Origin of the sequence: Burkholderia sp. AU31624 (assembly GCF_020420065.1) — a bacterium.
GTDB lineage: Bacteria > Pseudomonadota > Gammaproteobacteria > Burkholderiales > Burkholderiaceae > Burkholderia.
The window spans coordinates 88204-112747 of sequence record NZ_JAIZRT010000001.1 but is presented as its reverse complement, the minus strand read 5'-3'; the positions used below and the strand labels follow the sequence as shown (position 1 = coordinate 112747).

Annotated in this window: 28 protein-coding genes; 16 read left to right on the top strand and 12 right to left on the bottom strand. The window is 66.9% G+C overall.

Annotation, left to right across the window (positions count from 1 at the left end):
* Positions 1–18 precede the first annotated feature (18 nt).
* The 3 genes from LGM89_RS00535 (at position 19) to infA (ending at position 2325) form a co-directional block, all read left to right on the top strand.
* Positions 19–1098, top strand: a complete 1080-nt coding sequence (locus tag LGM89_RS00535) for a Rieske 2Fe-2S domain-containing protein (RefSeq protein WP_089496843.1) — start codon at positions 19–21, stop codon at positions 1096–1098.
* 290 nt (positions 1099–1388) lie between these two features.
* Positions 1389–1592, top strand: a complete 204-nt coding sequence (locus LGM89_RS00530; protein ID WP_006483056.1) for a cold-shock protein — start codon at positions 1389–1391, stop codon at positions 1590–1592.
* A gap of 469 nt (positions 1593–2061) precedes the next feature.
* Positions 2062–2325 carry a translation initiation factor IF-1 gene (gene infA / locus LGM89_RS00525; RefSeq protein WP_011355053.1) on the top strand — a complete coding sequence of 88 codons (264 nt, stop codon included), beginning with the start codon at positions 2062–2064 and terminating at the stop codon, positions 2323–2325.
* 149 nt (positions 2326–2474) lie between these two features.
* Here infA and LGM89_RS00520 read toward each other — a convergent pair whose 3' ends face one another.
* Entirely contained in the window at positions 2475–2819 is a 345-nt protein-coding gene (locus tag LGM89_RS00520) for an alpha/beta fold hydrolase (protein WP_226271944.1), read from the bottom strand.
* 331 nt (positions 2820–3150) lie between these two features.
* On the opposite strand from LGM89_RS00520, the gene LGM89_RS00515 reads away from it, so the two are divergent.
* Positions 3151–4398, top strand: a complete 1248-nt coding sequence (locus LGM89_RS00515; RefSeq protein WP_226271943.1) for an alkaline phosphatase family protein — start codon at positions 3151–3153, stop codon at positions 4396–4398.
* The gene (locus LGM89_RS00510) at positions 4395–4643 is read left to right on the top strand and encodes a hypothetical protein (protein ID WP_089496846.1); all 249 of its coding nucleotides are present in this window, start codon (positions 4395–4397) and stop codon (positions 4641–4643) included. Before LGM89_RS00515 ends, LGM89_RS00510 begins: the two co-directional genes overlap by 4 nt.
* 109 nt (positions 4644–4752) lie before the next feature.
* Here LGM89_RS00510 and dmpG read toward each other — a convergent pair whose 3' ends face one another.
* The 6 genes from dmpG to LGM89_RS00480 form a co-directional block, all read right to left on the bottom strand.
* Complete coding sequence (gene dmpG, locus LGM89_RS00505; protein ID WP_089496847.1) at positions 4753–5784, bottom strand: 4-hydroxy-2-oxovalerate aldolase; 1032 nt, start codon at positions 5782–5784, stop codon at positions 4753–4755.
* A gap of 16 nt (positions 5785–5800) precedes the next feature.
* Complete coding sequence (locus tag LGM89_RS00500) at positions 5801–6700, bottom strand: acetaldehyde dehydrogenase (acetylating) (RefSeq protein WP_046547936.1); 900 nt, start codon at positions 6698–6700, stop codon at positions 5801–5803.
* 13 nt (positions 6701–6713) lie between these two features.
* Positions 6714–7496: a 2-oxopent-4-enoate hydratase gene (dmpE, locus tag LGM89_RS00495; protein WP_226271942.1), complete on the bottom strand. Its 783-nt coding sequence runs from the start codon at positions 7494–7496 to the stop codon at positions 6714–6716.
* Positions 7497–7614: 118 nt separating this feature from the next.
* Positions 7615–8997, bottom strand: coding sequence for a DUF1329 domain-containing protein (locus tag LGM89_RS00490; RefSeq protein WP_089496849.1), 1383 nt, complete (start codon positions 8995–8997; stop codon positions 7615–7617).
* A gap of 40 nt (positions 8998–9037) precedes the next feature.
* Positions 9038–10603: a DUF1302 domain-containing protein gene (locus LGM89_RS00485; RefSeq protein ID WP_226271941.1), complete on the bottom strand. Its 1566-nt coding sequence runs from the start codon at positions 10601–10603 to the stop codon at positions 9038–9040.
* Positions 10604–10728: 125 nt separating this feature from the next.
* A complete protein-coding gene (locus LGM89_RS00480; protein ID WP_226271940.1) occupies positions 10729–11508 on the bottom strand; it encodes an SDR family oxidoreductase in 780 nt (259 codons plus the stop codon).
* A gap of 137 nt (positions 11509–11645) precedes the next feature.
* Here LGM89_RS00480 and LGM89_RS00475 point away from each other — a divergent pair, with 137 nt between their 5' ends.
* From LGM89_RS00475 to LGM89_RS00430, 10 genes are all read left to right on the top strand, one after another.
* Positions 11646–12482 carry an alpha/beta fold hydrolase gene (locus tag LGM89_RS00475; RefSeq protein ID WP_226271939.1) on the top strand — a complete coding sequence of 279 codons (837 nt, stop codon included), beginning with the start codon at positions 11646–11648 and terminating at the stop codon, positions 12480–12482.
* Between the two features lie 66 nt (positions 12483–12548).
* A complete protein-coding gene (locus LGM89_RS00470) occupies positions 12549–13337 on the top strand; it encodes an SDR family NAD(P)-dependent oxidoreductase (protein WP_089496852.1) in 789 nt (262 codons plus the stop codon).
* A gap of 38 nt (positions 13338–13375) precedes the next feature.
* Positions 13376–14125 (top strand): electron transfer flavoprotein subunit beta/FixA family protein, encoded by a 750-nt coding sequence (locus LGM89_RS00465; RefSeq protein WP_226271938.1) that lies wholly within the window; start codon positions 13376–13378, stop codon positions 14123–14125.
* Between the two features lie 16 nt (positions 14126–14141).
* Complete coding sequence (locus LGM89_RS00460) at positions 14142–15086, top strand: electron transfer flavoprotein subunit alpha/FixB family protein (RefSeq protein ID WP_226271937.1); 945 nt, start codon at positions 14142–14144, stop codon at positions 15084–15086.
* 3 nt (positions 15087–15089) lie between these two features.
* A complete protein-coding gene (locus LGM89_RS00455; RefSeq protein ID WP_226271936.1) occupies positions 15090–15617 on the top strand; it encodes a transferase hexapeptide repeat family protein in 528 nt (175 codons plus the stop codon).
* A 98-nt stretch (positions 15618–15715) separates the two neighbouring features.
* The gene (locus LGM89_RS00450) at positions 15716–15964 is read left to right on the top strand and encodes a hypothetical protein (protein ID WP_226271935.1); all 249 of its coding nucleotides are present in this window, start codon (positions 15716–15718) and stop codon (positions 15962–15964) included.
* Positions 15965–16231: 267 nt separating this feature from the next.
* A complete protein-coding gene (locus LGM89_RS00445) occupies positions 16232–16531 on the top strand; it encodes a hypothetical protein (RefSeq protein WP_043186617.1) in 300 nt (99 codons plus the stop codon).
* A gap of 190 nt (positions 16532–16721) precedes the next feature.
* Positions 16722–17366: a DUF1326 domain-containing protein gene (locus LGM89_RS00440; RefSeq protein ID WP_226272462.1), complete on the top strand. Its 645-nt coding sequence runs from the start codon at positions 16722–16724 to the stop codon at positions 17364–17366.
* Complete coding sequence (locus LGM89_RS00435; protein ID WP_089496858.1) at positions 17363–18154, top strand: DUF2182 domain-containing protein; 792 nt, start codon at positions 17363–17365, stop codon at positions 18152–18154. The genes LGM89_RS00440 and LGM89_RS00435 overlap by 4 nt, the downstream gene beginning before the upstream one ends.
* Positions 18155–18479: 325 nt before the next feature.
* A complete protein-coding gene (locus LGM89_RS00430) occupies positions 18480–19898 on the top strand; it encodes a collagen-like triple helix repeat-containing protein (protein WP_226271934.1) in 1419 nt (472 codons plus the stop codon).
* A 123-nt stretch (positions 19899–20021) separates the two neighbouring features.
* Here LGM89_RS00430 and LGM89_RS00425 read toward each other — a convergent pair whose 3' ends face one another.
* The gene (locus LGM89_RS00425; protein ID WP_226271933.1) at positions 20022–20483 is read right to left on the bottom strand and encodes an Lrp/AsnC family transcriptional regulator; all 462 of its coding nucleotides are present in this window, start codon (positions 20481–20483) and stop codon (positions 20022–20024) included.
* 116 nt (positions 20484–20599) lie between these two features.
* Between LGM89_RS00425 and LGM89_RS00420 the strand changes: the two genes are divergently transcribed.
* Positions 20600–21232 carry a LysE family translocator gene (locus tag LGM89_RS00420; protein ID WP_226271932.1) on the top strand — a complete coding sequence of 211 codons (633 nt, stop codon included), beginning with the start codon at positions 20600–20602 and terminating at the stop codon, positions 21230–21232.
* A gap of 31 nt (positions 21233–21263) precedes the next feature.
* Here the strand turns inward: LGM89_RS00420 and LGM89_RS00415 are convergent, their stop codons facing one another.
* From LGM89_RS00415 to LGM89_RS00400, 4 genes are all read right to left on the bottom strand, one after another.
* Complete coding sequence (locus LGM89_RS00415; protein ID WP_226271931.1) at positions 21264–22289, bottom strand: alpha/beta hydrolase; 1026 nt, start codon at positions 22287–22289, stop codon at positions 21264–21266.
* Positions 22290–22318: 29 nt separating this feature from the next.
* Positions 22319–22891: a TetR/AcrR family transcriptional regulator gene (locus tag LGM89_RS00410; protein ID WP_089496862.1), complete on the bottom strand. Its 573-nt coding sequence runs from the start codon at positions 22889–22891 to the stop codon at positions 22319–22321.
* Positions 22892–22986: 95 nt separating this feature from the next.
* A complete protein-coding gene (locus LGM89_RS00405; RefSeq protein WP_226271930.1) occupies positions 22987–23832 on the bottom strand; it encodes a GNAT family N-acetyltransferase in 846 nt (281 codons plus the stop codon).
* 116 nt (positions 23833–23948) lie between these two features.
* Positions 23949–24518 carry a YdeI/OmpD-associated family protein gene (locus LGM89_RS00400; RefSeq protein WP_089496864.1) on the bottom strand — a complete coding sequence of 190 codons (570 nt, stop codon included), beginning with the start codon at positions 24516–24518 and terminating at the stop codon, positions 23949–23951.
* Between the last annotated feature and the right edge of the window lie 26 nt (positions 24519–24544).

Genomic DNA, 24544 nt, shown 5'->3' with positions numbered 1-24544 from the left:
CAAGAGGAGTCAACCCACATGTCCGCACGCCCCTACAAGATCGAAGCCCAGCCGCTCGCGCAGCGCTATGCGCGCGGCTGGCACTGCCTCGGGCTCGCCCGCGATTTCAAGGACGGCAAGCCGCACACGCTGAACGCGTTCGGCCGCAAGCTCGCCGCGTTCGCCGATTCGACCGGCAAGGTCAACGTCGTCGACGCGTATTGCCCGCACATGGGCGCCGACCTGAGCCTCGGCACGGTGCAGGGCGACCATCTCGTGTGCCCGTTCCACGGCTGGGCGTGGAGCGGCGAAGGGCAGTGCGCATCGATCCCGTACTGCAAGCGGATCCCGCCGAAGGCGCGCATCGGCGCCTGGCCGACCTGCGAGGAAAACAACCTGCTGTTCGTGTGGAACGACCCGGAAGGCAACGCGCCGCCGCCGGAAGTCGCGATTCCGCGGCTCGACGTGTGCTTCTCCGACGAATGGTCGGACTGGGTCGTCGACACGATGGTGATCCAGGCCAACTGCCGCGAGCTGGTCGACAACATCTCGGACGTCGCGCACTTCGCGACCGTGCATCGCGCGCCGATCGACTATTTCGCGAACCTGTTCGAGGATCACAAGGCGACGCAACTGATGGTCGGCCGCAGCGAGAAGCTTGGCGGCGATGCGCTGACCGCGCTGTCGACGTATTTCGGGCCGGCCGTGCACATCACGCAGATGACGGGGCAGAGCGGCGGGCAGCCGATCCACTCGGTGCTGCTGAACTGCCACGTGCCGATCGACATGAACAGCTTCGAGCTGCGTTACGGCGTGATCGTGAAGAAGGTGGCCGGGCTGACCGACGCGCAAAACATGGAGATCGCGAACGCGTACGTGAAGGAAGCGCAGCGCGCGTTCTACGAGGACGTCGACATCTGGCACAGCAAGACGCGGATCGACAACCCGCTGCTGTGCGAAGGCGACGGGCCGCTGTACCAGATGCGCGACTGGTATTCGCAGTTCTATCTGGACGTGGCGGACGTGCGGCCGACGAGCGTCGCGCGCAAGGCATTCGAAATGCGGATTCGCGAAGGCGCCGCGCCGCCGGCGCTGCATCACGTGTTCGAGCCGCAGTAAAAACCCGGCGGGCCGGCTGAAAAAGGGGGCGCATCGAAATGCGTCCCGTCGGCCCGCAACGCCCGCCGCATAAGGCGTAGACGGCGGGCATGCTTGTGCATCGCATCAAAAAGACTTGACGAAACGGCCGCTCGCGCGTAGTGTCCATGACCGAAGTGTTCAAGAAGTTCGATTGCTCATCATTGGCCGCACTCCGTGCGGCGGTCGTTGGTCTCTCCCTCTTTTGATTCTTTATGTGCCCGTCGCGGGCGCATGTTCAATTATTCGTCATTTGTATTAAGGAAGTATTTGTGGATACCGGTACCGTCAAGTGGTTCAACGAAACCAAGGGCTTTGGTTTCATTTCCCCGGACAACGGCGGCGACGATCTGTTCGCCCATTTCTCGGAAATTCGCGGCACGGGCTTCAAGACCCTGGCCGAAGGCCAGAAGGTCAGCTTCGAAGTGAAGCGCGGCCCGAAGGGTCTGCAAGCGTCGAACATCACGCCGCAGTAAGTCGCATCGGCAACGGCCGCCACGCGGTGGCCGCTGCCGGATGGATTGGCGCGCAGGGCGCCGCTTTGGCGGCAGCCGGCGCGTTTCCGATGCGCACGACCGATGCATCGCGACATCCGCGATGCATCGGTCGTGACGCCTCCTTCATCGCATGCGCGACCCGCGTGCGACGCAACGCCCTCGTGAAGCGCCCGCCGCTTCGCGAGCGCATCACCGCTTCAACGCATCAACCCGAGCAGACCGCCGCCATGCCGTTGCAGGCGCGGTCCCGACTTGCGCGGCGCGCCATGCGCCGCCGCCACCGACCGCCTGAACGCCGCAACGCGCCGGGCTCCGATCGCAAGACAGGCCCTGGGCCCGTCTGAACGAACCGATCCCCGGCAGCCTGCCGGCCGCCGTCCCGTTGTGGGGCACGGCGCCGGGCAGATCGCCGCGGCCGCGGTCAATTACCTTGTCTGGAGGAATTGGTTTGGCAAAAGAAGAACTGCTGGAACTGGACGGAATCGTCGACGAAGTGCTGCCGGACAGCAAATACCGTGTCACGCTGGAAAACGGCGTCGTGGTCGGCGCGTACGCGTCGGGCCGCATGCGCAAGAACCACATCCGCATTCTCGCGGGCGATCGCGTGACGCTGGAACTGTCGGTCTATGACCTCACCAAGGGTCGCATCAACTTCCGTCACAAGGACGCGAATTCGCCGCGTCCGCCGCGCACCGGCCAACCGCGCCGTTAAGCGGCAACGATCGGCGCGGGCATGCCGCACCGCCTCGCCGATCGAATTCCGTCCGGCCGACGAAGCCGGACGAACCGGGTGGACGACACATCGCGTGCCGTCCGCCGGTTGCCGCCGGCATCGTCAGGCCGCGGCGGCCAATACCGCCTTTACCGGCCGCCGCGCGTGCGCAACGCGCAGGCGGCCGCGTCCCGCAGGAAATCCTCGACGATCATCGCAAAATACGGCGGACATTCCTGCATCGGGTAATGCCCGCAATTCGGTGTCGTCACGAGCCGCGCGTTCGGATGCCGCGCGAGGAACGTCGCCTGCATCGCCGCTGCGTCGAGCCCCGGATCCTTGTCGCCGACGATCACCCGGAAGCGGGTGTCGAGCCCGCGGATGTCGTCGACGAAATCCGTGCCGGTCAGCATGTCGAGATACGCGAGCCGGCAAGCCGGCGCCACGCGCGCGCGGTTCTGCCGCAGCTTCACGTCGGCCCAGCGCGCCGACACTCCCCCGTCGCGAATCGCACGAGCCGGCGAAACGCATCGTCATCGTCGGTCGTCTCGGCGATCGGCGCGTGATGCGACCTGCTCGTACGGTCGACGATGAAGTTGAAACGGTCGACGCCCTAGTCTTGGAGGGCCTCGTGCAACGGGCCGGCAAGCGGTCGAACGCGCACACCGCCACACGGTTCGCGTGCGGCTTTACGCGCGGGCCGGCGCGGTCGTACACTCGTCGGCAATTCGCGGCCCGCGCCGTGGCTTTCAATCCCTTCAGCAGCTTTCAGCGGGCCAACGACCGTGCCAGCAGGACTTTCGTCGCGCGACGCCAGGAGGCGCCATGAGTGCAGACGCAGCCCCCGCATCCCCGTCGGTTCAGGACCGCATCCAGCACGTGTTCGTGCTGATGCTCGAGAACCGTTCCTTCGATCACCTGTTCGCGCTGTCGGGCTATCCCGACATCGTCGCCGCGTCGCCGGGCAACAGCAACGCGTATGGCGATGCGGTCTATCCGTTCGGCGGCGGCGCGCCCGACCGGATGCCGACCGATCCGTGCCACGAATTCACCGACGTGCTCGAGCAGCTGTGCGGCGCGGGCGTGCCGTTCGTGAAAGGGCAGCCGTATCCGCCGGTCGTCAACACCGGGTTCGTGTCGAACTACGCGACCTCGCATTCCGAAGGCACGCCGCCGCAGCCGGCCGACGCGGGCAAGATCATGCAGGGCGTCGATATCGCGACGCAGGCGCCGTCGCTGCACGCGCTCGCGAACGCGTTCGTGCTGTGCGACGCGTGGCATGCGTCGATGCCGGGGCCGACCTGGCCGAACCGCTTTTTCCTGCACGGCGCGTCGTCGGCCGGGCTCGACCATTCGCCGACCAAGGAAGAAATGGCCGGATGGGACGCGTTCAACGGCTTTCCGTATCCGAAGGGGTCGATCTTCGCCGCGCTCGGCGACGGCAACTGGCGCATCTACCAGGACCAGACCGGCGACCCGCTCGGCCACGTGCCGCAGGTCGCGTCGCTGAAGGGCATCAGCTTCTTCGACATCGACGACCTCGCCCATTTCGAGGCCGATCTCGCGGCCGGCTATACGGCGCGCTACACGTTCATCGAGCCCGGTTACGGCGACATCGTGCACGGCACTTACCAGAACGGCAGCTCACAACACCCGATGGACGGCCTCGCCGGTGGCGACCAGCTCGCCGCGCGCGTGTACAACGCGATCCGCCAATCGCCGGTGTGGAACAGCAGCCTGCTCGTGATCTGCTACGACGAGCACGGCGGCTTCTACGATTCGGTCAGGCCGGGCGTCGCGCCGCCGCCGAACGACGGCGCGGCGGCGACGCTGAACGCGAGCGGCTTCGGGTTCGACGTGTACGGCGTGCGGGTGCCGGCGATCGTGATTTCGCCGTGGGTCGCGGCCGGGCAGGTCGACCATACGCCGTACGATCATACGTCGGTTGCCGCGACGCTCGAGCGGCTGTTCGGCCTCGCGCCGCTGACGGATCGCGACCGCCTCGCGAATGACCTGCTGGCGCTCGTCTCCCCGACGTGCCGCACCGACTGCCCACAAAGGATCGGATCATGAGTACGACACCGGCCTTCGACCCGCGCGACGCGCTGCCCGTGCGCGACGGCACGAGCCTGATCGCGTTTCTGCACATCCTGAAGAAAGCGCATGCGGCGCTGGTCGGCCATGACAAGGCCCATCAGCGCTTCAGCGAGATCGTGACGCGCGGCCAGGCGCGGCAATACATCGAGGAACTGATGCCGTCGCTGTTGCAGGCGCGTGAAGCGCATCGGCGCAAGCGGCATGGCGGGAAGCATCGCTGAAGTCGACGGGCGATGCATGATCGAGGGGACTCGATCCGCGCATCCGAAATGAAAACGCTGCTTGCGCCCCGTTTGCCGTTGCTTCCGGACAAATGCCGGCCGCGTAGGTTCAGGCCGCCACCTCCCGCGCCCGCACCATCGTCAGCGCCGCGTCCTCGATCATGTCCTCCTGCCCGCCGACGAGCCGCTGCCGCCCCAGCTCGACGAGGATGTCGCGCGCGGGAATCCCGTACTTCGCTTCCGCGCGCTTCGCGAACAGCAGGAATGACGAGTAGACGCCCGCATAGCCGAGCGTCAGCGCATCGCGGTCGAGGCGGATCGGCGCGTCCATGATCGGCACGACGAGATCCTCGGCGACGTCCGAGATCGCAAACACGTCGACGCCCGTCTCGATCCCCATCCGGTCGCACACCGCGACGAACACTTCCATCGGCGTGTTGCCCGCGCCGGCGCCGAGGCCGGCCGCGGCCGCATCGATCCGGTTCGCGCCGGCGGCCACCGCCGCGACCGAGTTCGCGACGCCCATCGCGAGGTTGTGGTGGCCGTGGAAGCCGAGCTCCGTCTCCGGCTTCAGCGCGTCGCGCACCTGGCTGATCCGCGCGGTCACGTCATCCGGCAGCATGTGGCCGGCCGAATCGGTAATGTAGATGCAGTTCGCGCCATACGATTCCATCAGCGTCGCCTGCACGACGAGCTGCGCCGGCGACGACATGTGCGCCATCATCAGAAAGCCGACCGTATCGAGCCCGAGCGTGCGCGCGAGGCCGATGTGCTGCTCCGACACGTCCGCCTCGGTGCAGTGCGTCGCGACGCGGATCGTGCCGACGCCGAGTGCGTGCGCCATCCGCAGATGCTCGACGGTGCCGATACCCGGCAGCAGCAGTGCCGACACCTTCGCCTGCTTCAGCTCCGGAATCACGGCGCTGAGGTATGCCTCGTCGGTATGCGCGGGAAACCCGTAGTTGACCGACGCGCCGCCGAGCCCGTCGCCGTGCGTGACCTCGATCAGCGGCACGCCGGCCGCGTCGAGCCCGCGCGCGATGTTGCGCATCTGGTCGAGCGTGATCTGGTGGCGCTTCGGGTGCATCCCGTCGCGCAGCGACATGTCGTGGACGGTGATCTTCTTGCCTGCAAGTGACATTGCGTGGCTCCTCAACTCAAGCGGTGGCGGCCGTCGCGGCCAGCATCTGTTCGGCGAAACGCTCGGCCGTGGCGGCCGCGGCGGCGGTCATGATGTCGAGGTTGCCCGCGTACTTCGGCAGGTAGTCGCCGAGCCCTTCGACTTCCATGAACACCGACACGCGATTGCCGTCGAACACGGGGCCGTTCTTCAGCGTGTAGCCGGGCACGTAGCGCTGCACTTCCTTGACCATCGCATGCACGGACGCGGTGATCGCATCGACGTCGGGCGGGCCGTCGGTCAGGCAATGGATCGTGTCGCGCATGATCAGCGGCGGCTCGGCCGGGTTGATCACGATGATCGCCTTGCCCTTGCGTGCGCCGCCGACCTGTTCGATCGCACCGGACGTCGTGCGCGTGAATTCGTCGATGTTCTTGCGCGTGCCGGGGCCGACCGAGCGCGACGACACGGTCGCGACGATCTCGCCGTACGCGACCGGCTGCACGCGCGATACCGCGTACACCATCGGGATCGTCGCCTGGCCGCCGCACGTGACCATGTTCACGTTCGCCTGTGCACTGTCGAGGTGCGCGTCGAGGTTCACCGGCGGCACGCAATATGGCCCGATCGCGGCGGGCGTCAGGTCGATCATCTTCACGCCGAGCGCGGTGAGCTTGTCGGAGTTGTCGCGGTGCACGTACGCCGAGGTCGCGTCGAACGCGATGCGGATGTCGTCGGCGGCCACGTGCGGCAGCAGCCCGTCGACGCCCTTGTCGGTGGTCTTGAGGCCGAACTCGCGCGCCCGCGCGAGGCCGTCGGACGCCGGATCGACGCCGACCATCCACACGGGTTCGAGCACCGGGGAGCGGCGCAGCTTGTAGAGCAGGTCGGTGCCGATGTTGCCGGGCCCGATCAGTGCGCATTTGATTTTCTTCATCAGGATTGTTCCTTTAGATAAAGCGGACGTCGCAACTGCCGATGCCGGAGATGTGCATCGACAGCGCGTCGCCGGCCGTGACCGGAATCAGTTTCGCGAGCGAGCCCGACAGCACGATCTCGCCGGCGAGCAGCGGCACGTCGTACGCGGCGAGCGTGTTCGCGAGCCACGCCACCGCGTCGGCGGGGTGGCCGAGTGCCGCGTCGCCGCGACCGTGCGCGACGGGCTCGCCGTTCTTGTCGATCGTCATCTCGCACGCGGCGAGATCGAGCGTGCGCGGATCGACGCGTGCATCGCCGAGCACGTACACGCCGCACGATGCGTTGTCGGCGACGGTGTCCTCGATGCGGATCGCCCAGTCGCGGATGCGCGAATCGACGATCTCGAAGCAGGGCGCGACGGCGGCCGTCGCGGCGATCACGTCGGTGCGGTCGATGCCGGGGCCGCGCAGGTCGCGCGCGAGGATGAACGCGATCTCGCCCTCGGCGCGCGGCGCGATCAGCGAATCGGCGGCGATCGCTTCGCCGGCCGCGTAGTGCATGCCGGACAGCAGGATGCCGAAATCGGGCTGGCGCACGTTCAGCATGTCCTGCACGGCCTGGCTCGTCACGCCGATCTTCTTGCCGACCACGGCCTCACCGTGTTCGATGCGGCGTTCGATGAAGCGCTGCTGGATGCGGTACGCGTCGTCGAGCGACAGGCGGCGCGGGCGGCTCGACAGCGGCGCGACCGGCGCACGCGCGTGCCACGCGGCGTACAGCTCGTCGCCGAGCGTCGTATGCAGGCGGGAAGACATGAAAGGGCCCTAGAATCTCGAATGAATCGAATGGAACAGGCCGCCGTCGCGGGCGGCGCCGGGCGCCGGAGCGAGGCTCCGGCGCATGGGTCGCGGGCGCGCCGCGTCGGCGGGTTGCTTAGTTACCCGAACTGCGGATCGCGTCCGGCGAGAAGTACGCCTCGTTGAACTGCGGGCTGTTGTCGAGCTTCGGCATCGGGCCTTCGTTCGTCAGGCGGTCGGCCATGTACGCGCCGGAGATCAGGTCGTGAAAGAACACGACGCCCGGGTAGAACACCTTCGCGTCATACGCGTACAGCGTCGTCGCGACGTTGGTGCGCCACAGCTGGCCGCGCGCGTCGTAGTTGTCGGCGAGCAGCGTCATCCACGAATCCTCGTCGATGTACAGCACGCGCTTCGCGTACTGGTGACGGTAATTGCTCTTCAGCGTGGCCTGCAGCACCCACACGCGATGCAGCTCGTAGCGGATATACGACGGGTTCTCGTGGCCCTTGGTCAGCAGGTCCGCGTACTTCACCGAGCTGTCCATCGCCTTGTAGTTGTCGTACGGCACGTAGATCTCGCGCTTGCCGACGATCTTCCAGTCGTAGCGGTCGCCGGGGCCGTTGTACAGGCGGTCGTCGTCGACGGTGCGGAAGCCGCCCGGGCCCTGCGGCTGGTCATAGCCGTATTCCGGCGCCTGGCGCACGCGCCGCGTGCCGGGGTTGTACATCCACGTGCGCGACGAGTTGTCCGCGCCGGCCTTGTCCCAGTTCGTGAAGCCGACGATCAGCGAGCCGCGGTCGGACAGCGGCAGCTCCGTCGCGTTGCGGTAGTACGTGCGGTTGTTCAGGTCGCTCTTCACGTCGTACTTGCCGGCGTTGCGCGGCGAGTAGATGTCGTAGCGCACCTTGCCCCATGCGATGTTGCCGTCCGAGTACACGACCGCCTGGTCGTAGGTCGCCTGCTCGGCGCCGATCGCCGACGAGAAGCGCTGGTTCCACAGCAGCTCGGCGGCCGTTTTCGGGATCGGGTAGGGCACCGTCGGCGGCGCGTTCGTGAGGCCGTTCGCGTCGGAGGTCATCGTCGAATCCGGCGCGTACGTGCGGATGTCCTTGTACACGGCATCCGCGTAACGGAAGTCGCGATGGCTCGGATAGACGATGATCTTGAACGTGGCCGGGTAGCGCTTGAACATCGCCTTCTGGCCGTCGGTCAGGTGCTCGGCGTACTGCGCCATGTTCTCCGCGGTGATCGTCGCGACCGGCTTCTCGCTCGCGAACGGATCGGGGTAGCGGCTGCCGCGCTTGTACTGCACGTCCGGCGGCGTGCCGAGCCACTTGCCCGACCACTCGGGCACGCCGCTGTCCTTGCTCGCGGCGCGCACCGCGCCCATCGGCGTCAGCGGGCCGTCGAGCGCCTTCAGGTCGTCCGGCGTGACCTTCGGGTACGACGCCGTCGCGACGACCGCGCACGCGGCCATCACCGACGCGCGCAGGAGGGGGAGATGAATGCGTTTCATATCGATCCTCATAGTGCTGAATGACGAGCGGCCGGGCCGCTCAGAAGTGGTAGGTCGCCGTGGCCAGCACGTAGTCGCGATCCGCGAGCGGGCGCGTGACCGGGTTCGGCGAGCCGAGGAACTTCGCGTAGACGAGCGACAGCTGCAGGTTGCTCAGGCGCGTGAAGGTCACGCCGGCCGTCACGCGATGGTCGCCCTGGCCCGTCAGCGAGCCGAGCGCGCCGGCGAGCGGTGACGTGCCCGTCAGGTCGTGCGTATAGGTCAGCGGCACGTCGAGATCCCAGCCGTTGAACACGTTCTTGTAGCTGAGCGTCCACGCGATCTCCATCGCGAGCGCATTGCGCGAATTCGCGAGCGTGGTCGAGCCGTCGAGCTCGGAGATGCTGCCGGCGTGCACATACGTGAGTTCGCCGATCAGCGACTGCGAATTCGCGAGGAAGCTCGGCCCGATCGAGTAGATGCCGGACAGGTTGGTCTGCAGCACGTTCGCGCGGGTCGACTGCGGGCCGGTCGGCGTGTTGACGAGCACGGCCGCGCCCTGGCGGTACGACACTTCGCCGGCGACGTTCACCGGGCCGACCTGCGTCGAGAAGCTCGCGCCGGTCAGCTTGATGTTGCTGAAATACTTCTGCTGGTACTGGAGCGTCGGGAAGTAGGTCGTGACGACACTCGGGTTCATGTCGTTGTAGTGCAGGTGGTACAGCCCGAGCTCGGTGTCGCCGAGGACGCGGAAGCGCGCGCCGATCCCCCACTGGTTGCGCGCGCTCGGCTTGTCGTCGGGGCCGCGCGGAATGATCATCCCGCCCGGGCCGATGATGAACTGCGCGCCGGGGCCCGTGACGTCCGAATAGCTCCAGTACGTGCCGGGCGCGGTCAGCCGGTTCTGCTGATACGAGAACTGGTAGTAGCCGAGCAGGCTGAAGTTCGGCGTGATCTGCCACTGCGTCGAGATCTGCGGCACCGGCAGCAGGATGTCCTTCACTTCGGCGCCGGCCATGTACGACTTGGTCGCGTCGGACGGCCCTTGTGCGCCCGCGATGTTCGGGAAGAACAGGCTTTCGCCCCACGCGACGACCTGGTCGCCGACCTTCACGTTCAGGCTCGTCGAGCCGATCCTGAACGTGTTGTACGCGTATGCGGCGAGCAGCGTCGTGTGGCCGCCCGACCAGTAGCGTGCATCGCTCGTGAAGTTGTTGTATTGGCCCGACTGGTTCACGGTGCCCGGCGCGTCGTTGTAGTTCGGGCGGCGATACGCCTGGTCGTAGAACGTGTCGGCGCGCACGAACACACCCCAGTCGTCGTGCTTCAGGTTCACTTCGCCGAGCAGGCTGACCTGGTTCTCGATCAGCTTGTTCTTCGCGAAGTTGCGGTCGCCGTCGTCGCCGTTGATGTTCGCCGGCGTGAGGAGATTGCCGCTCGGTGCGCGGGTGCGCATGCCGAGGCCGTAACTGAGCGTGAACGTGTAGTCCAGCGTCGTGTCGGCGCCCAGCTCGATCGTGCTGCCTGCATGTGCGCCGGGAGCGGCACACGCGAGCAGCGCGGCGGCCAGCGTCGACAGCGTGGCGGTTGCCCGCGTGTCGGTACGGCGCGAAATCCGTTGATGCATGGTGTCTCCTCTTGGGGTATCGACGACGGTCGACTGTGTGTTGTCGTGAGAGGCAGAGTAGGGAGATCGCGGTAGCAGGGAATCGTCAAAATGAACTAGATGACTTCCCTAGGACTGGCAACGATTCAGCGCGCGGCGGCCTGCGCGGCGGAGAGGAACGCGGGCCGTTCGCCGCCGCCGTCGAGCCGCAGGTTGGCGCCTGACGTATACGACGCTTCGGGCGACGCGAGGAACAGGCACGCGGCGGCGACGTCGTCGGGTGTCGCGAGCCGGCCGGCGGGAATCGTCGCGCGAATGGCGTCGAGCGCATCGCCGTCGCCGTAGTGGCCTTCGGTGGCCGATTCCGTCTGCACGAGGCTCGGGCTGATCGCGCACACGCGCACGCGCGGCGCCCACTCGACCGCGAGCGACGTGACCGCGTTGACGAGGCCGGCTTTCGCGGCGCCGTATGCGGCCGTGCCGGGCGATGGCCGCGACGCGCTGACGCTCGCGATGAACAGCATCACGCCGCCTTCGGGCTGCGGCTGCATGAGCGCGTTCACGCGCTGCGCGAGCTGCAGCGGCGCGATCAGGTTCAGGCGCACGATCGATTCGGTGAAGCGCGGCGACGCATCGGCCGCGAGCGCGAACGGCGAGCCGCCCGCGTTGTTGACGAGCACGTCGAGGCGGCCGGCCGCCGCGCGGATCGTCGCGAGCATCGCGTCGACCTGTTCGATGTCGCGCAGGTCGGCCGCGACGAAGGTCGCCGTGCGGCCGTCGGCCGACGGCGGCGTGTCGGGCGCACTGCGTCCGCAGACGAATACGCGCGCGCCTGCCGCGAGAAACCGTTCGGCGATGCGCCGCCCGATGCCCTTGGTGCCGCCCGTCACGAGCACCGTCTTGCCGCTGTAGTCGAATCCGTTCATCGTTGCCTCCGTTTCGGTGGGCCGATGATAGGAAGAAGCGCGCGCGGCTTCGTAGTCTGAAAGGATGATGCCGGCCGGCACCGGCGGCGCAATCATCGTGGCAGACAGCCATCGAACGACGAAGGAGACAACCCGCGATGACGATCCCCACGACGCCGCCGGCCGGCATCTTCACCGACGTGCCGGGCGGCCTGCGCCTGCACCACTACGAGGCGGGCGCAGGCCGGCCGGTGGTGTTCATCCATGGCAGCGGCCCGGGCGCCAGCGGTTTCAGCAACTTCAAGCACAACGTGCCCGCGTTCGCGGCGGCCGGCTATCGCGCGATCGTCGTCGACCTGCCCGGTTACGGGCAGTCGTCGAAGCCCGCCGACGTCGCCTATACGCTCGATTTCTTCGTCGGCGCGCTGCATGCGCAGCTGACCGCGCTCGGCATCGGCCCGGCCGTGCTGCTCGGCAACTCGCTCGGCGGCGCGATCGCGCTGAAGTACGCGCTCGACTACCCGGACGAAGTCGACGGCCTGATCATGATGGCGCCGGGCGGCGTCGAGGATCGCGACACCTATTTCCGGATGGAAGGCATCCAGCGGATGGTGCAGCTGTTCACCCACCGCCAGATGAATGACGACACGATGCGCGAGCTGCTGACGCTGCTCGTGCACGATCCGGCGATCGTCACCGACGCGCTCGTCGCCGAGCGGATGAAGGTGTGCGTCGAGCAGCCGACCGAAGTGCTGTCGACGATGAGCGTGCCGAACCTGACCGACGCACTCCGCGACCTGCGTACGCCGGTGCTCGGTTTCTGGGGCACGGACGATCGCTTCAATCCGGTCGGCGGCGCGCTGAAGTTTCTCGAACGCTGCCGCGACGCGCGCTTCGTGCTGATGAACCGGTGCGGCCACTGGGTGATGGTGGAACACGCCGACTATTTCAATCGGGAATGCCTCGATTTTCTTGCGACGCGGAATACGCGATAACGCCGGATGCCCTTGAAGGCCGGCCTCGATGCGGGCGGCCTGTCTGAACAATACCCTGGAGACGACATGAAGCTCATCGAAGACCTGTTCGACCTGCGCGGCAAGGTGGCCGCGATCACCGGCGGCGCGCGCGGCATCGGCGCGGAGACCGCACGCACGCTGGCGGCCGCCGGCGCGAGCGTCGCGATTCTCGACGTGCTGTCGCAACCGGCGGAAGCGCTGGTCGAGGAAATCCGCGCGCAGGGCGGCCAGGCCGCGTTCTGGTCGCTCGACGTCACGCACGAGGCCGACGTGGCGCGCGTGTTCGGCGAGATCGTCGCGCGCTTCGGGCGCCTCGACGTGCTCGTGAATAACGCGGGCATCGAAGGCCACAACGTGCCGACGCACGAGCTCACGCTCGCGCAGTGGCAGCGCGTGCAGGACGTCAACGTGAACGGCGTGTTCCTGTGCACGCGTGCGGCGATTCCGCATATCGACGCGGCCGGCGGCGGCTCGATCGTGAACCTGTCGTCGATGTACGGGATCGTCGGCGGGCCCGACGTGCCCGCGTATCACGCGTCGAAGGCGGCGGTGCGGATGATGGCGAAGGTCGACGCGATGCTGTACGCGGCGAAGAACATCCGTGCGAACTCGGTGCATCCCGGCTACATCCGCACGCCGATGCTCGAGGACGCGTTCCGCCAGATGGGGCAGGACCCCGATCGCGCCTTCGAGTACATGCAGACCCACGTGCCGATGGCGAAGATCGGCAGCCCGCGCGACATCGCGGCCGGCATCCTGTATCTCGTGTCGCCGGCGGGCCGTTACGTCACAGGCGCGGAGCTCGTGATCGACGGTGGCTTTACCGCGCGCTGACGCGGCGCGGCGCACGCAACGGAACAGGAGACAGGCAGTTGAAAGCGCTCGTGGCAGTGAAACGCGTGGTCGATGCAAACGTGAAAGTCGGCGTGAAATCCGACCGGACGGGCGTCGACATCGCGAACGTGAAGATGTCGATGAACCCGTTCGACGAGATCGCGGTGGAAGAGGCCGTGCGGTTGAAGGAGGTCGGCGTCGTAACTGAGGTGGTGGCCGTGTCGGTCGGCGTCGCGCAAGCGCAGGAAGCGCTGCGCACGGCGCTCGCGATCGGCGCGGATCGCGCGATCCTCGTCGAATCGAATGAAGGCGTCGAGCCGCTCGGTGTCGCGAAGGTGCTGAAGGCGCTGGTCGACAAGGAGCAGCCGCAACTGGTGATCCTCGGCAAGCAGGCGATCGACGACGATTCGAACCAGACCGGGCAGATGCTCGCCGCGCTGGCGGGTTTGCCGCAGGCGACGTTTGCCTCGAAGGTCGTGGTGGCCGACGGCCGTGCGACGGTCGCACGCGAAGTCGACGGCGGAGCGGAAACGCTGTCGCTTCAACTGCCCGCCGCCATCACCACGGATCTGCGCCTGAACGAGCCGCGCTACGTGACGCTGCCGAACATCATGAAAGCGAAGAAGAAGCCGCTCGAAATCGTGAAGCCCGACGATCTCGGCGTGGATGTGACGCCGCGCCTGAGGGTGCTCGAGGTGAACGAGCCGCCGAAGCGCGCAGCCGGCGTGAAGGTGCCGGACGTGCAGACGCTGGTCGCGAAGCTGAAGACCGAAGCCAAGGTGCTGTAACAGGGAGCGGAAGGAAATGACGATTCTGGTGATTGCGGAACACGACAACACGTCGATCAAGGCCGCGACGTTGAATGCCGTCGCTGCCGCACACGCGCTCAATGTGGTGGGCGGCGGCGACGTTCATGTGCTCGTTGCTGGACACAATGCGCAAGCGGCAGCCGATGCAGCGGCGAAGCTCGCCGGTGTGTCGAAGGTGCTGCTGGCCGATGCGCCGCAGCTGGCCGACGGTCTGGCCGAGAACGTCGAAGCGACGGTGATGACCGTCGCGAACGACTACTCGCACATCGTTGCGCCGGCAACGGCATACGGCAAGAACATCGCGCCGCGCATTGCCGCGCAGCTGGACGTCGCGCAGATCTCGGACATCACGGCAGTCGATTCGGCCGACACGTTCGAGCGCCCGATCTACGCAGGCAACGCGATCGCGACGGTGCAGTCGGGCGATCCGGTCAAGGTCATCACGGTCCGTGCGACCGGGTTCGATCCGGTGGCAACGGAAGGCGGCAGCGCCGTGGTCGAGAAGATCGAAGCAGCAGCCGATGTGGGCAAGTCGCAGTTCGTGAGCCGTGAAGTGACGAAGCTGGACCGTCCGGAACTCACCAGCGCCAACATCATCGTGTCGGGCGGCCGTGGCCTCGGCAGCGGCGAGAACTACACGAAGGTGCTGGAGCCGCTGGCCGACAAGCTTCAAGCCGCTCTCGGCGCCTCGCGCGCCGCAGTCGACGCGGGCTACGTACCGAACGACTACCAGGTCGGCCAGACCGGCAAGATCGTCGCCCCGCAGCTGTACATCGCGGTCGGCATCTCGGGTGCGATCCAGCACCTGGCCGGCATGAAGGATTCGAAGGTGATCGTCGCGATCAACAAGGACCCGGACGCGCCGATCTTCAGCGTGGCCGACTACGGCGTGGTCGGCGACCTGTTCACGCTCGTGCCGGAAGCGGCCGCGGCGCTCTGACCGATGCCGCTGTTCGAATTCAACGGGATGCGCCCGCGCGTCGACCCGTCCGCGTATGTCGACCCGAGCGCGGTCGTGATCGGCGACGTAACGATCGGCGCGCGCTGTTACATCGGCCCGCATGCGAGCCTGCGCGGCGACTTCGGCGCGATCGTCGTCGAAGACGGCAGCAACGTGCAGGACGGCTGCGTGCTGCACGTCGGGATCGGCGAGACGTGCCGGCTCGGCGTCAACAGCCACGTCGGCCACGGCGCGATCGTGCATGGCGCGACGCTCGAACCCGACACGATGATCGGCATGAATGCGGTCGTGATGGACGGCGCGACGATCGGTGCGACGACGATCGTCGCCGCGTGCGCGTTCGTGAAGGCCGGCTACGACGTGCCGCGCGGCGTGCTGCTCGCGGGCGTGCCGGGGCGCGTCGTGCGGCGGCTGAGCGACGCGGAGATCGACGCGAAGGCGAACGGCACGCGCATCTATCAGCAACTGGCGGCGGACTGCCTGAGGACGATCAGGCCGATCGACGGGTGAGCAGCGGGCATCCGGGCGATCCAGGATGCGACGGATTGCCGGGCAGCTTGCCGTTGCCGTAAGATCGGCACAGGCTTTCCCACCGGCACCCGCGTCACATGAAAAAGCACGTTCGTTTGCGGCTCACCGTCATTGCGTCGGCCTTCGCCGTCTACAGCGTTTATATGCACATCCAGCAGTTCATCAATGGCTGCGTGTGGGTCAGGGGCCATCAGCGCTGCAGTTTCGAAAACAGCACGAACTTCGAAGGCTGGATGGATCTCGACCTGATGATCGCGTGCGGCTGGGTCGCCGCGGCGCTGGTGGGCTGGATCTCCGTCATGCAGGCCGCGAAGAAGCCGGGTTGAAGGCGGGCGCTTCCGTTACGCGAAACCGGTCGCTGTCAATCCGTGACAACGATCATTCATGCGGCATCGCCGCAATCGTCAGCGTCGCCTCGGATCTCCGCGCCGCAGGCGCAACCGCCCGACAGGATCGGGTTCCGCTCCGTCGACGCGCTGGTCGGCTCGCACGCGGGTACGAGCGTTGCCATCCATCGGCCGTCGTTGTGCTTTTTTCCTGCCGTGCCCGGATAATGGTCCGGCGTCGCGCACGCCGCGCGAGGGGAGGCTCCCATGCAATTTCCGACGGGATCGGTGGTCGCGCTCAGTTCGGCCGCCGCGACGATGTTCTCGATGGGCATGCTGTTTCTCGGCTACTGGGGCTGGCACGAGCCGCTGCCGTGGCGGTTCGGCGACTACGTCGTGATCCTGCCGGCGCTGGCCGGGTTCGCGTGCCTCGTCAGCGTGCCGTTTCTCGCCACGTCGCCGATGAAGACCCCCGACGACGAATCGAGGATGTTCGTCGCGCGACGCGTGTTTCTGTGCGGCGCGAGTGCGTTGTGGTGTGCGATCGTCGCGTCGCTGGTCGTGTGAGCTTCGTGCAGGATTCGCATGCGCCGACGTCCGCCGGTGCGGTCTTGCACGGGCGTGTCGAAACGTCTTCCACGCGCGCTTGACTGGCGGTTTTGATGCGTCGATTCGGGCCGCCACGACGGCTTTGATTTCCCCTGTGCCGTGCACTAGATTCGAAACATTCCTGTGTAGCCGAGCGCGAGGTGGAGCCATGACGCCGTGGGAGATTCAGGGCACCGAATTGATGAATTGCAATTGCTCATACGGTTGCCCGTGCCAGTTCAATGCGCTGCCGACCCATGGGAATTGTGCGGCGATGGGGGCGATTGAGATCGACAGCGGCCACTACGGCGACGTGGTGCTCGACGGCGTCAGGATCGCGGTCGTGTTCGAGTGGCCGGGGGCCGTCCACGAGGGACGGGGCCGGTGCCAGCCGATCGTCGACGAGCGCGCCGGCCCGGCCCAGCGCGAGGCTGTGCTGAAGATCATGACTGGTCAGGATACCGATCCGTTTGCGACGATGTTCTCGGTCTACGCTTCGACGCTCGAGCAGGCGTTTGATCCGATCTTCGCGAAGATCGATTTCGACGTCGATGTCGATGCGCGGCGTGGCCGGATTCACGTCGACGGCGTGTTCGACCTCGCGGGCGAACCCATCCTCAATCCGGTGTCGGGCGCCGAACATCGCGCGCGAATCGACCTGCCGCACGGCTTCGAATACGAGCTGGCCGAAATCGGCTCGGGCACGTCGCGCTCGCAAGGCCACATCCCGCTGACCCTCGACGGCAGCTATGCGCAGTTCGCGCGGCTGCACCTGAACAACCACGGGGTGGTCAGGCATCGCGTCGCGGCATGACTCCCGTCGACCACTGGCTCGGGCGCGAGCGCGTCATCACGCTGCTCGGCATCGCGTCGCTCGTCGGTCTGTGCTGGTTCTATCTTTTGACGGGCGCGGGAACCGGCATGTCGGCGCTGGACATGACCGCCGTTGCGCTCTTTCCGCATCGCCTGAAGGGCGCCATGGGCAGCATGGATCCGTCGCTGCCCACCGTGATCGTGATGTGGTGGGTGATGATGATCGCGATGATGACGCCCAGCGCTGCGCCGCTCGTGATGCTGTACCGGCGGGTGCTGCGGCAGCGCGGCGTGGACGGGGCGGGTTCGGCGTTCACGTCGCTGTCGCTGCTGGCCGGCTACCTGGCCGCATGGCTCGCGTTCTCGATCGGCGCGGCGCTGCTTCAGGCGATGCTGCAGCCGGCCGGGCTGATCTCCGCGATGATGCTGTGGTCGAAGAGCGCCGTCCTTTCCGCGATCGTGCTGGCGCTCGCCGGGCTCTATCAATTCTCGTCGCTGAAACGCGCGTGCCTTCGGCAATGCCGGGCGCCGGCCGGGTTCCTGGTCGCGCACTGGCGTCCGGGCGTCACCGGCGGTTTCCTGCTTGGCGCGCGGCACGGCATGGTTTGCATCGGCTGCTGCTGGTTGCTGATGGCGCTGCTGTTCGTCGGCGGCGTGATGAACGTCGTGTGGATCGCCGCGCTGTCGCTCTTCGTGTTCGCGGAGAAGATCCTGCCCGGCGGCGAACGTGTCGGGCGCGCGCTGGGCGTCGTGCTGATTGCGTGGGCCGGTGCGACGTTGATCGTGTGACGGGCCGTCATGGGCAAGCGGGTGCGGACGTGTGGTATCGCCGTGTACGGGTGACGGCCGGCCGCGGCCGGTCCTGCATCGAGCGATGCCGGCACTTTCACCGCGGGATGCTACGTAACGCGGGGCCTGCGTTACGCACGCGTTACCCGGAACGCAAGGCTCGATCTCGCTGATGAAGGCGAGCCCGGATGCGAGGCGTCGGGCCCCGGACGGCCGTTGGAACAGGGCAGTCCGGCGTGGGCGTGAAGTCGACGTTGATGCCGATCGCAATGGCACGATAGGTGCTTGTCGGGATGATCGAGCTAAAAAGCGAACGGGGGCTTCCATGCAAAATCATTTCATCAAGGCGAACGTTGCGGTCGCAGCCATTGCGGCGGCTTGCGCGCTGGCGGCGTGTGGCGGCAGCGATGTTACGGCGCCGAAGCCGGGTGGCAACACGATCGGGACGAGTACGAGCGGCACGGGCGGGACCAGTGGCACGAGCGGAACCAGCGGGACGAGTGGAAGCAGCGGGACGAGTGGAACCAGCGGGACGAGTGGAACCAGCGGCACGAGTGGAACCAGCGGCACGAGTGGAACCAGCGGCACGAGTGGAACCAGCGGCACGAGTGGAAGCAGCGGGACGAGTGGAAGCAGCGGGACGAACGGAACCAGCGGGACGAGTGGAACCAGCGGCACGAGTGGAAGCAGCGGGACGAGTGGAACCAGCGGGACGAGTGGAACCAGCGGGACGAGTGGAACCAGCGGGACGAGCGGAACCAGCGGGACGAGTGGAACCAGCGGTACGAGTGGAACCAGTGGCACGAGCGGAACCAGCGGTACGAGCGGAATCGGTGGCACAAGCGGCACAAGCGGCACCCCGGGCACGAACGGCATCATCAGCGCCGTCGGCGCGGTCGTCATCGACGCAGGCGCCACGATTTCCGGCGAGAGCCCGCCGGGACCGACCAAGGGCGTGACCACCGGCCTTGGCAACACGGTCGCGGGCGCGGGCACGATCATCCGCGACACGTCGAACGCCGTGAGCAACGGCATTGGTCAGATCGGCTTCACGGCGAACCCGGTCGGCACGACGGTCGCCGGGCTGGGCTCTATCGTCGGCTCGATCAGCAACCCGGTCACCGGCCTCAGCGACACGGTGAAGGCGCTCGGCACCGGCCCGCTGTCGCCGTTGGCGCCGCTCACGACGCCGGTCGGCGGCCTGCTCGACACCGTTGCCGGCGGCCTCAAGACGGGCGGCACCATGCTCGGCGCGGCGCTGTCGTCGGGCCCGGTTCAGCAGACGACGCAGGCGATCAGCACGGCGATCACGCCGCTCGTCACGACCGTCGGCCAGGTCACGCAGCAGGTCGGCACGGCGACCGGCCTCGGGCAGCCCGTCGCGGGCCTGCTCGGACAGATCGGCGGCGCGATCACGTCGGCGGGATGGAAGGTGACGTCCACGTCGCCCCAGCCGCTGGTCGGCGGCGTCGGCGACCTCGTGCGCGCGGTCGGCAACACCGTGACCAATGCGGGCGGCCTCGTGAACCCGGGCGGCGCGAACGGCGCGGTGCCCGTCGCGGGCCTGGTGACGAGCGTGGTCGGCGGTAATACGGCGATCGTCCACAACGGTTCCACGACGGGCACGGGCGGCACGGGCGGCACCGGCGGCGGCTCACCGTTGGGTGGTCTTTCCAACCCGCTCGCACCCGTTACGGGGCTGGTGGGCGGCCTGCTGGGCGGCCTGGGGGGCCTGGGCAAGTAGCCGATCGATTGAGATCGTTACGGCGGTAACCGGCCAACCGACCAATCGGCTTCCGGTTACCGCCAACCAGAATGGCTTGATGATCCCCTGCGGGAAGCGGATCGGACGGGGCCTCCAGATGTGTCAATCGCGAACGACGTCGCGCTGCGACGGCGGCCGCGCCAACCCGCGTGCGGGCAGCGGCGTCGACATCACGATCGACGTGCGCGTTTCGCCGTACAGGTTGATGCGTTCGATCAGTTGTTCGAGATGGGTCATGCTGAGCGCGGCGAGCCGCATCATGTACGAGTCCGCGCCCGTCACGTGATGGCATTCGACGACTTCGGGAATGGTCTCCAGCAACCGGAGGAATTTTGCTTTTGCCGGTTGCGGCACCGTGATGCCGATCAGTGCGCTGACCGGATAGCCGGCCGCGGCAGGATTGATCCGGGCCGTGTAGCCCTCGACGATACCGGCCGCTTCGAGGCGCTTCACGCGCTCCGTCACCGCCGGCACCGACAGGTGCACCTGGCGCGCCAGCTCCGTGTAGCTGATGCGGCCGTTGGCCTGCAACAGCGTCACTACCTTCCAGTCCAGATCGTCCATCGCGGCGGAAATTTTTAAGGCGGAGCGGCCATTTTTCCTTAAAAACCGCATTCAGCAATGACGGGACTTTCCCTACGATGCCTGTTCAACACGTTACATGTCGCAAGGAGCAGGCGATGCTGTTCATCAAGTCCGTCGTGATGGGGCTATCGATCGCGGTGCCGGTCGGGCCGATCGGCATGCTGTGCATCCAGCGCAGCCTGAGCCGCGGCTTTCAGGCGGGATTCGCGACGGGCGTCGGCGCCGCGTGCGCCGATGCGATCTACGGCCTGCTCGGCGCGCTCGGCATCGCCGGTATCGTCACGGCGTTCCCGATGCTGACCGTCGGCCTGAAAATCGGCGGTGGCGCGTTTCTCGTGTGGCTGGCGTGGACCATCGCGCGCCAGGCGCCGGCCGCGTCGACGGCGCAGCGCGACCTGCCGCGCACGACCGTCCTGCGCGATTTCGTGACGACGTTCGGCCTGACGCTGTCGAACCCGATGACGATCCTGTCGTTCGTCGGGATTTTCGCGGCACTCGGCCCGCTGTCGGGGGCGCGGGAAGGGGCGGTGTGGCCGGCCGTGGCGCTGATGGTCGCCGGGGTGTTCATCGGTTCCGCGACGTGGTGGCTATGCCTGAGCGGCACGACCGCCGCGCTGCGCACGAAGATGTCGCTCGCGTTCATGCACGGGCTGTCGCGCGTGTCGGCCGCGGTGATCGCGGTATTCGGCGTGATTCAGGTGGTCGCGGGCGTGCGCGGGGTCATCTAGGTCGGTGCGTTGTGCGGATCGCGTTGCCCGTTCATCGGTCGACGCTCGACGGATTCAATTCGACGTCCGATGCCGGCAAATGCGCATGCACGAAACGCGCGATCTCCTCGCTCAGTTCCCTGTCCTCGGGCGCGCCCATGAACCCGCCATGCGGCATCCCTTCGAAAACGTGAAGCTCGGTCGGCACCTGCGCGCGCCGCAACGCGCGATGCAGGCGCACCGCGTTCGACAGGAACAGGTCGCGCGTGCCGCTCTGGATGAAGGTCGGCGGGAAACCGGCGGAGAAATCGCCGAACAGCGGCGACAGATACGGATGCGCGAGATCCGCGCCGTTCGCGTAGAGCAGGTTGTTCGGCATCAGCGACGCCGGCAGCACGACATCGACGAGGCGATGGGTTTCGAAACTGTCGCCGGATTCGGTCAGGTCGACTTCCGGCGACAGCAGCACCAGCGCGGCCGGCAGCGGCAAGCCTTCGTCGCGGGCGCGCAGCACCATCGCGGCGGCGAGGTTGCCGCCCGCCGAGCGTCCGCCGATGACGATATTTTCCGGTGCGTAGCGCTCCAGCACATACGCATAGGTCGCGATGCAATCGTCGAGCGCGGCCGGATACGGATGCTCGGGCGGCAGGCGATAGTCGACGCCGTAGCACCGAATGCCGAGCCGGTCGGCTTGCATCTGCGCGCCGGCGCGGCACGCGGCGCCGCCACCGAGCACCAGCGCGCCGCCGTGCAGTTCGATGTACGCGCATTCGCCGGACGCCGCAGCTTCGGGCGTGGCGACATGCACGTCCGCCGCGCCGGCCCGGATCGTCTCCACGCTCGAACGCAGATAGCCGCCGAACTGCTCGATGGCCGCCGCGTAGTGCGCGTCGGCGGCTGCCTTCACACGCATCCATGCATCGAAATCGTCCGGCGGCGGCATCACGTGCAGCGCGTTCAGCGGCACGCCGTCGCTGCCGACCAGTCGTTCCAACGCGGTTCGCGCTTCGTCGCTGATCGACGTCGGGAAGGGGACGACGCGGCTCGGCAGGGCGACGCCGTCGGGTTTGTCTTTCATCGATTCGGTTCCGTTGGACGTTGGGCGAGTCATGTGGCAGCAGGCCAGTGGCGCAGCATCACGTCCAGCGCATCGAGACTGCGCGACCACGACACGTCGGAAGCCGGTGCGCTGTGCGCGAAACCGCCCGCGCTTTCGAGCGTGACATAGCCCATGAAAAAGCCGCCGAGCAGGCGGATCGCATGCGCCTGCTCGGCTTCCGGAATGGCGTAGCTGCGCAGCACGGCCGAGGTCATCCTGACGAGCTGGCCACCCGCGCTTTCGGCGGCGCGTTCGGCGCTGACCGGGTGGCGCGCGGCAGCGAAGCGACCGGGGTGCTCGCGGGCGTAGTCGCGATAGACGTTGGCGAGCGCGGTGAGCGCGTCCTTGGCGGTGCGGCCGGCCAAGGCGTCGGTCGCGCGATCGGCGAGCTCCTTCAGCGCGAAGAGTGCGATGCGGCTCTTGAGGTCGTCGAAGCTCGGGATGTGGGAGTACAGGCTGGCCAGTTTGACGTCGAAGTGACGCGCGAGCGCCGCACCGGTCAGGTGCTCGAAGCCGGTTTCATCGGCGAGTTGCGCGCCGGCTTCGACGAGTTTGTCCAGGGTGATGCCGGCGCGTGCCATGGCGGATGCTACTCGAATTAGTCAAAAACCTAATTCTATTAGTTTTGATGGCGATGTCAATTTCCCGAATTCGCCCACCGCCATGTCCGTGACGATCACCCCAGCTCGAACGACGTCACCCCGAACACGCGGTCGATCGCTATCGCCGGTGGGTCTTTCGTGTACATCCGAGCGGTTTCGAACACGCTCGTCATGCCGTGCCGCTCGGCCAGCGCGACGGCCGCAGGATTCGTTTCCGGCACGTCGAGCACGATGACCTCGCCGGGCATGCGCGCCGCCAGCGCGCGAAACAGCCCGGTGGCGACGCCCGCGTCGTCGGCGAAAAGCGGGCCGATCTTGCAGCCCGTCCTGCAACGGCGCACGACACCGTAACCGGCGACACGGCCGGCGTCCATCGTCGCGAGCGCAACGGCATCCGGCTGCCCGATCCAGGCGGAGACGAAACGCTCGCGCGCCACGGGAAAGCACTGGCGATCGTAGGCAAGCAACTGCTCGAAGGGTACGTCGGCCGCTGCCGCCACGTGCGCGCACCCGATGCCGTCCACGCGCCCCTCGTAGCGGATGTTGCGGTACGCAAGCTCGAATCCGGACTTCCCGTAGTTCGCTTGCTGGGCCACGACACCATCGAGCCCGATGTTACGGTCTCCGAGGTAACGCATGCCGTGCTGCCAGGTTCGGATGCCGAAGCCTTTGCCGCGAAACCCGGGTTTCACGATATAGAGGCCGATGAAGCCGAAGCGTTCGTCGTAGGCAACTGCAGAAATGCACGCGACCGGCTCGCCGCGCCATACGCCGACGAAGAACCCGGCAGGGTCCGTTTCCCTGAAACAGGCAGGATCGTGCAGGCCGGGGTTCCAGCCTTCTGCAGCCGCCCATTCGACCGCCATGGCGACCTCGTCGGCCGACATGGTGCGCACGATGAAGTCTCCGCCTTGGTCCATGGTTCACCCCCAGTCGCTGCGCCTTCAGGGTTGCGCGTTGCGTTACCGGCTGCCGAGCCGAAGCGGCAGTGAAGGGCGAGTTGCCCCATTTCGCGCCATTCCCGTCAGCGAAAAATCTATGGATGGATGGTTTCGCCGCGATTCAGCATGTCGATGAATTCCCCGATTTTGCGCGCCCGTGTTTCCGGCTTCTTGGCATGCTGTATCCGATACAGGATGGCATATCTATTACGGCTGTTCAGTGTTGCGAAAAACGTGCGGGCTTCCGGATTGGCGTCCAAAGCCGCCAGCAGGTCGTCCGGCACGGCCGAGTTGCTGGGCGACGTATAGGCAGCCTGCCAGCGGCCATCCTTTCTGGCCTTCTCGATTTCGCACAAGCCGGGCGGGCGCATTCTGCCTGCGGCGATCAGCGCTTCCGCCCGGTCCGTGTTGAGTTTGGACCAGATGCTTCTTGCGGAGCGCGGGGTGAAGCGTTGCAACCAGTATTGCTCGCTCTCGGCCCGTTTTTGACCGTCGATCCAGCCATAGCAGAGGGCGCTTTCCAATGCCTGTTCGTAGGTGAGGGTTCGCCGCCCGGTCCCTTTTTTCGCGAGGCGCAACCATGTTCCGGCCGACGTGCTGCCGTTTTGCCCCAACCAGTTTTCCCATTCGATCTGACTGGTGAATGTCAGGGCGCATTCGGTCATGTCGCTGTCCTGAATGGTGAGTACAT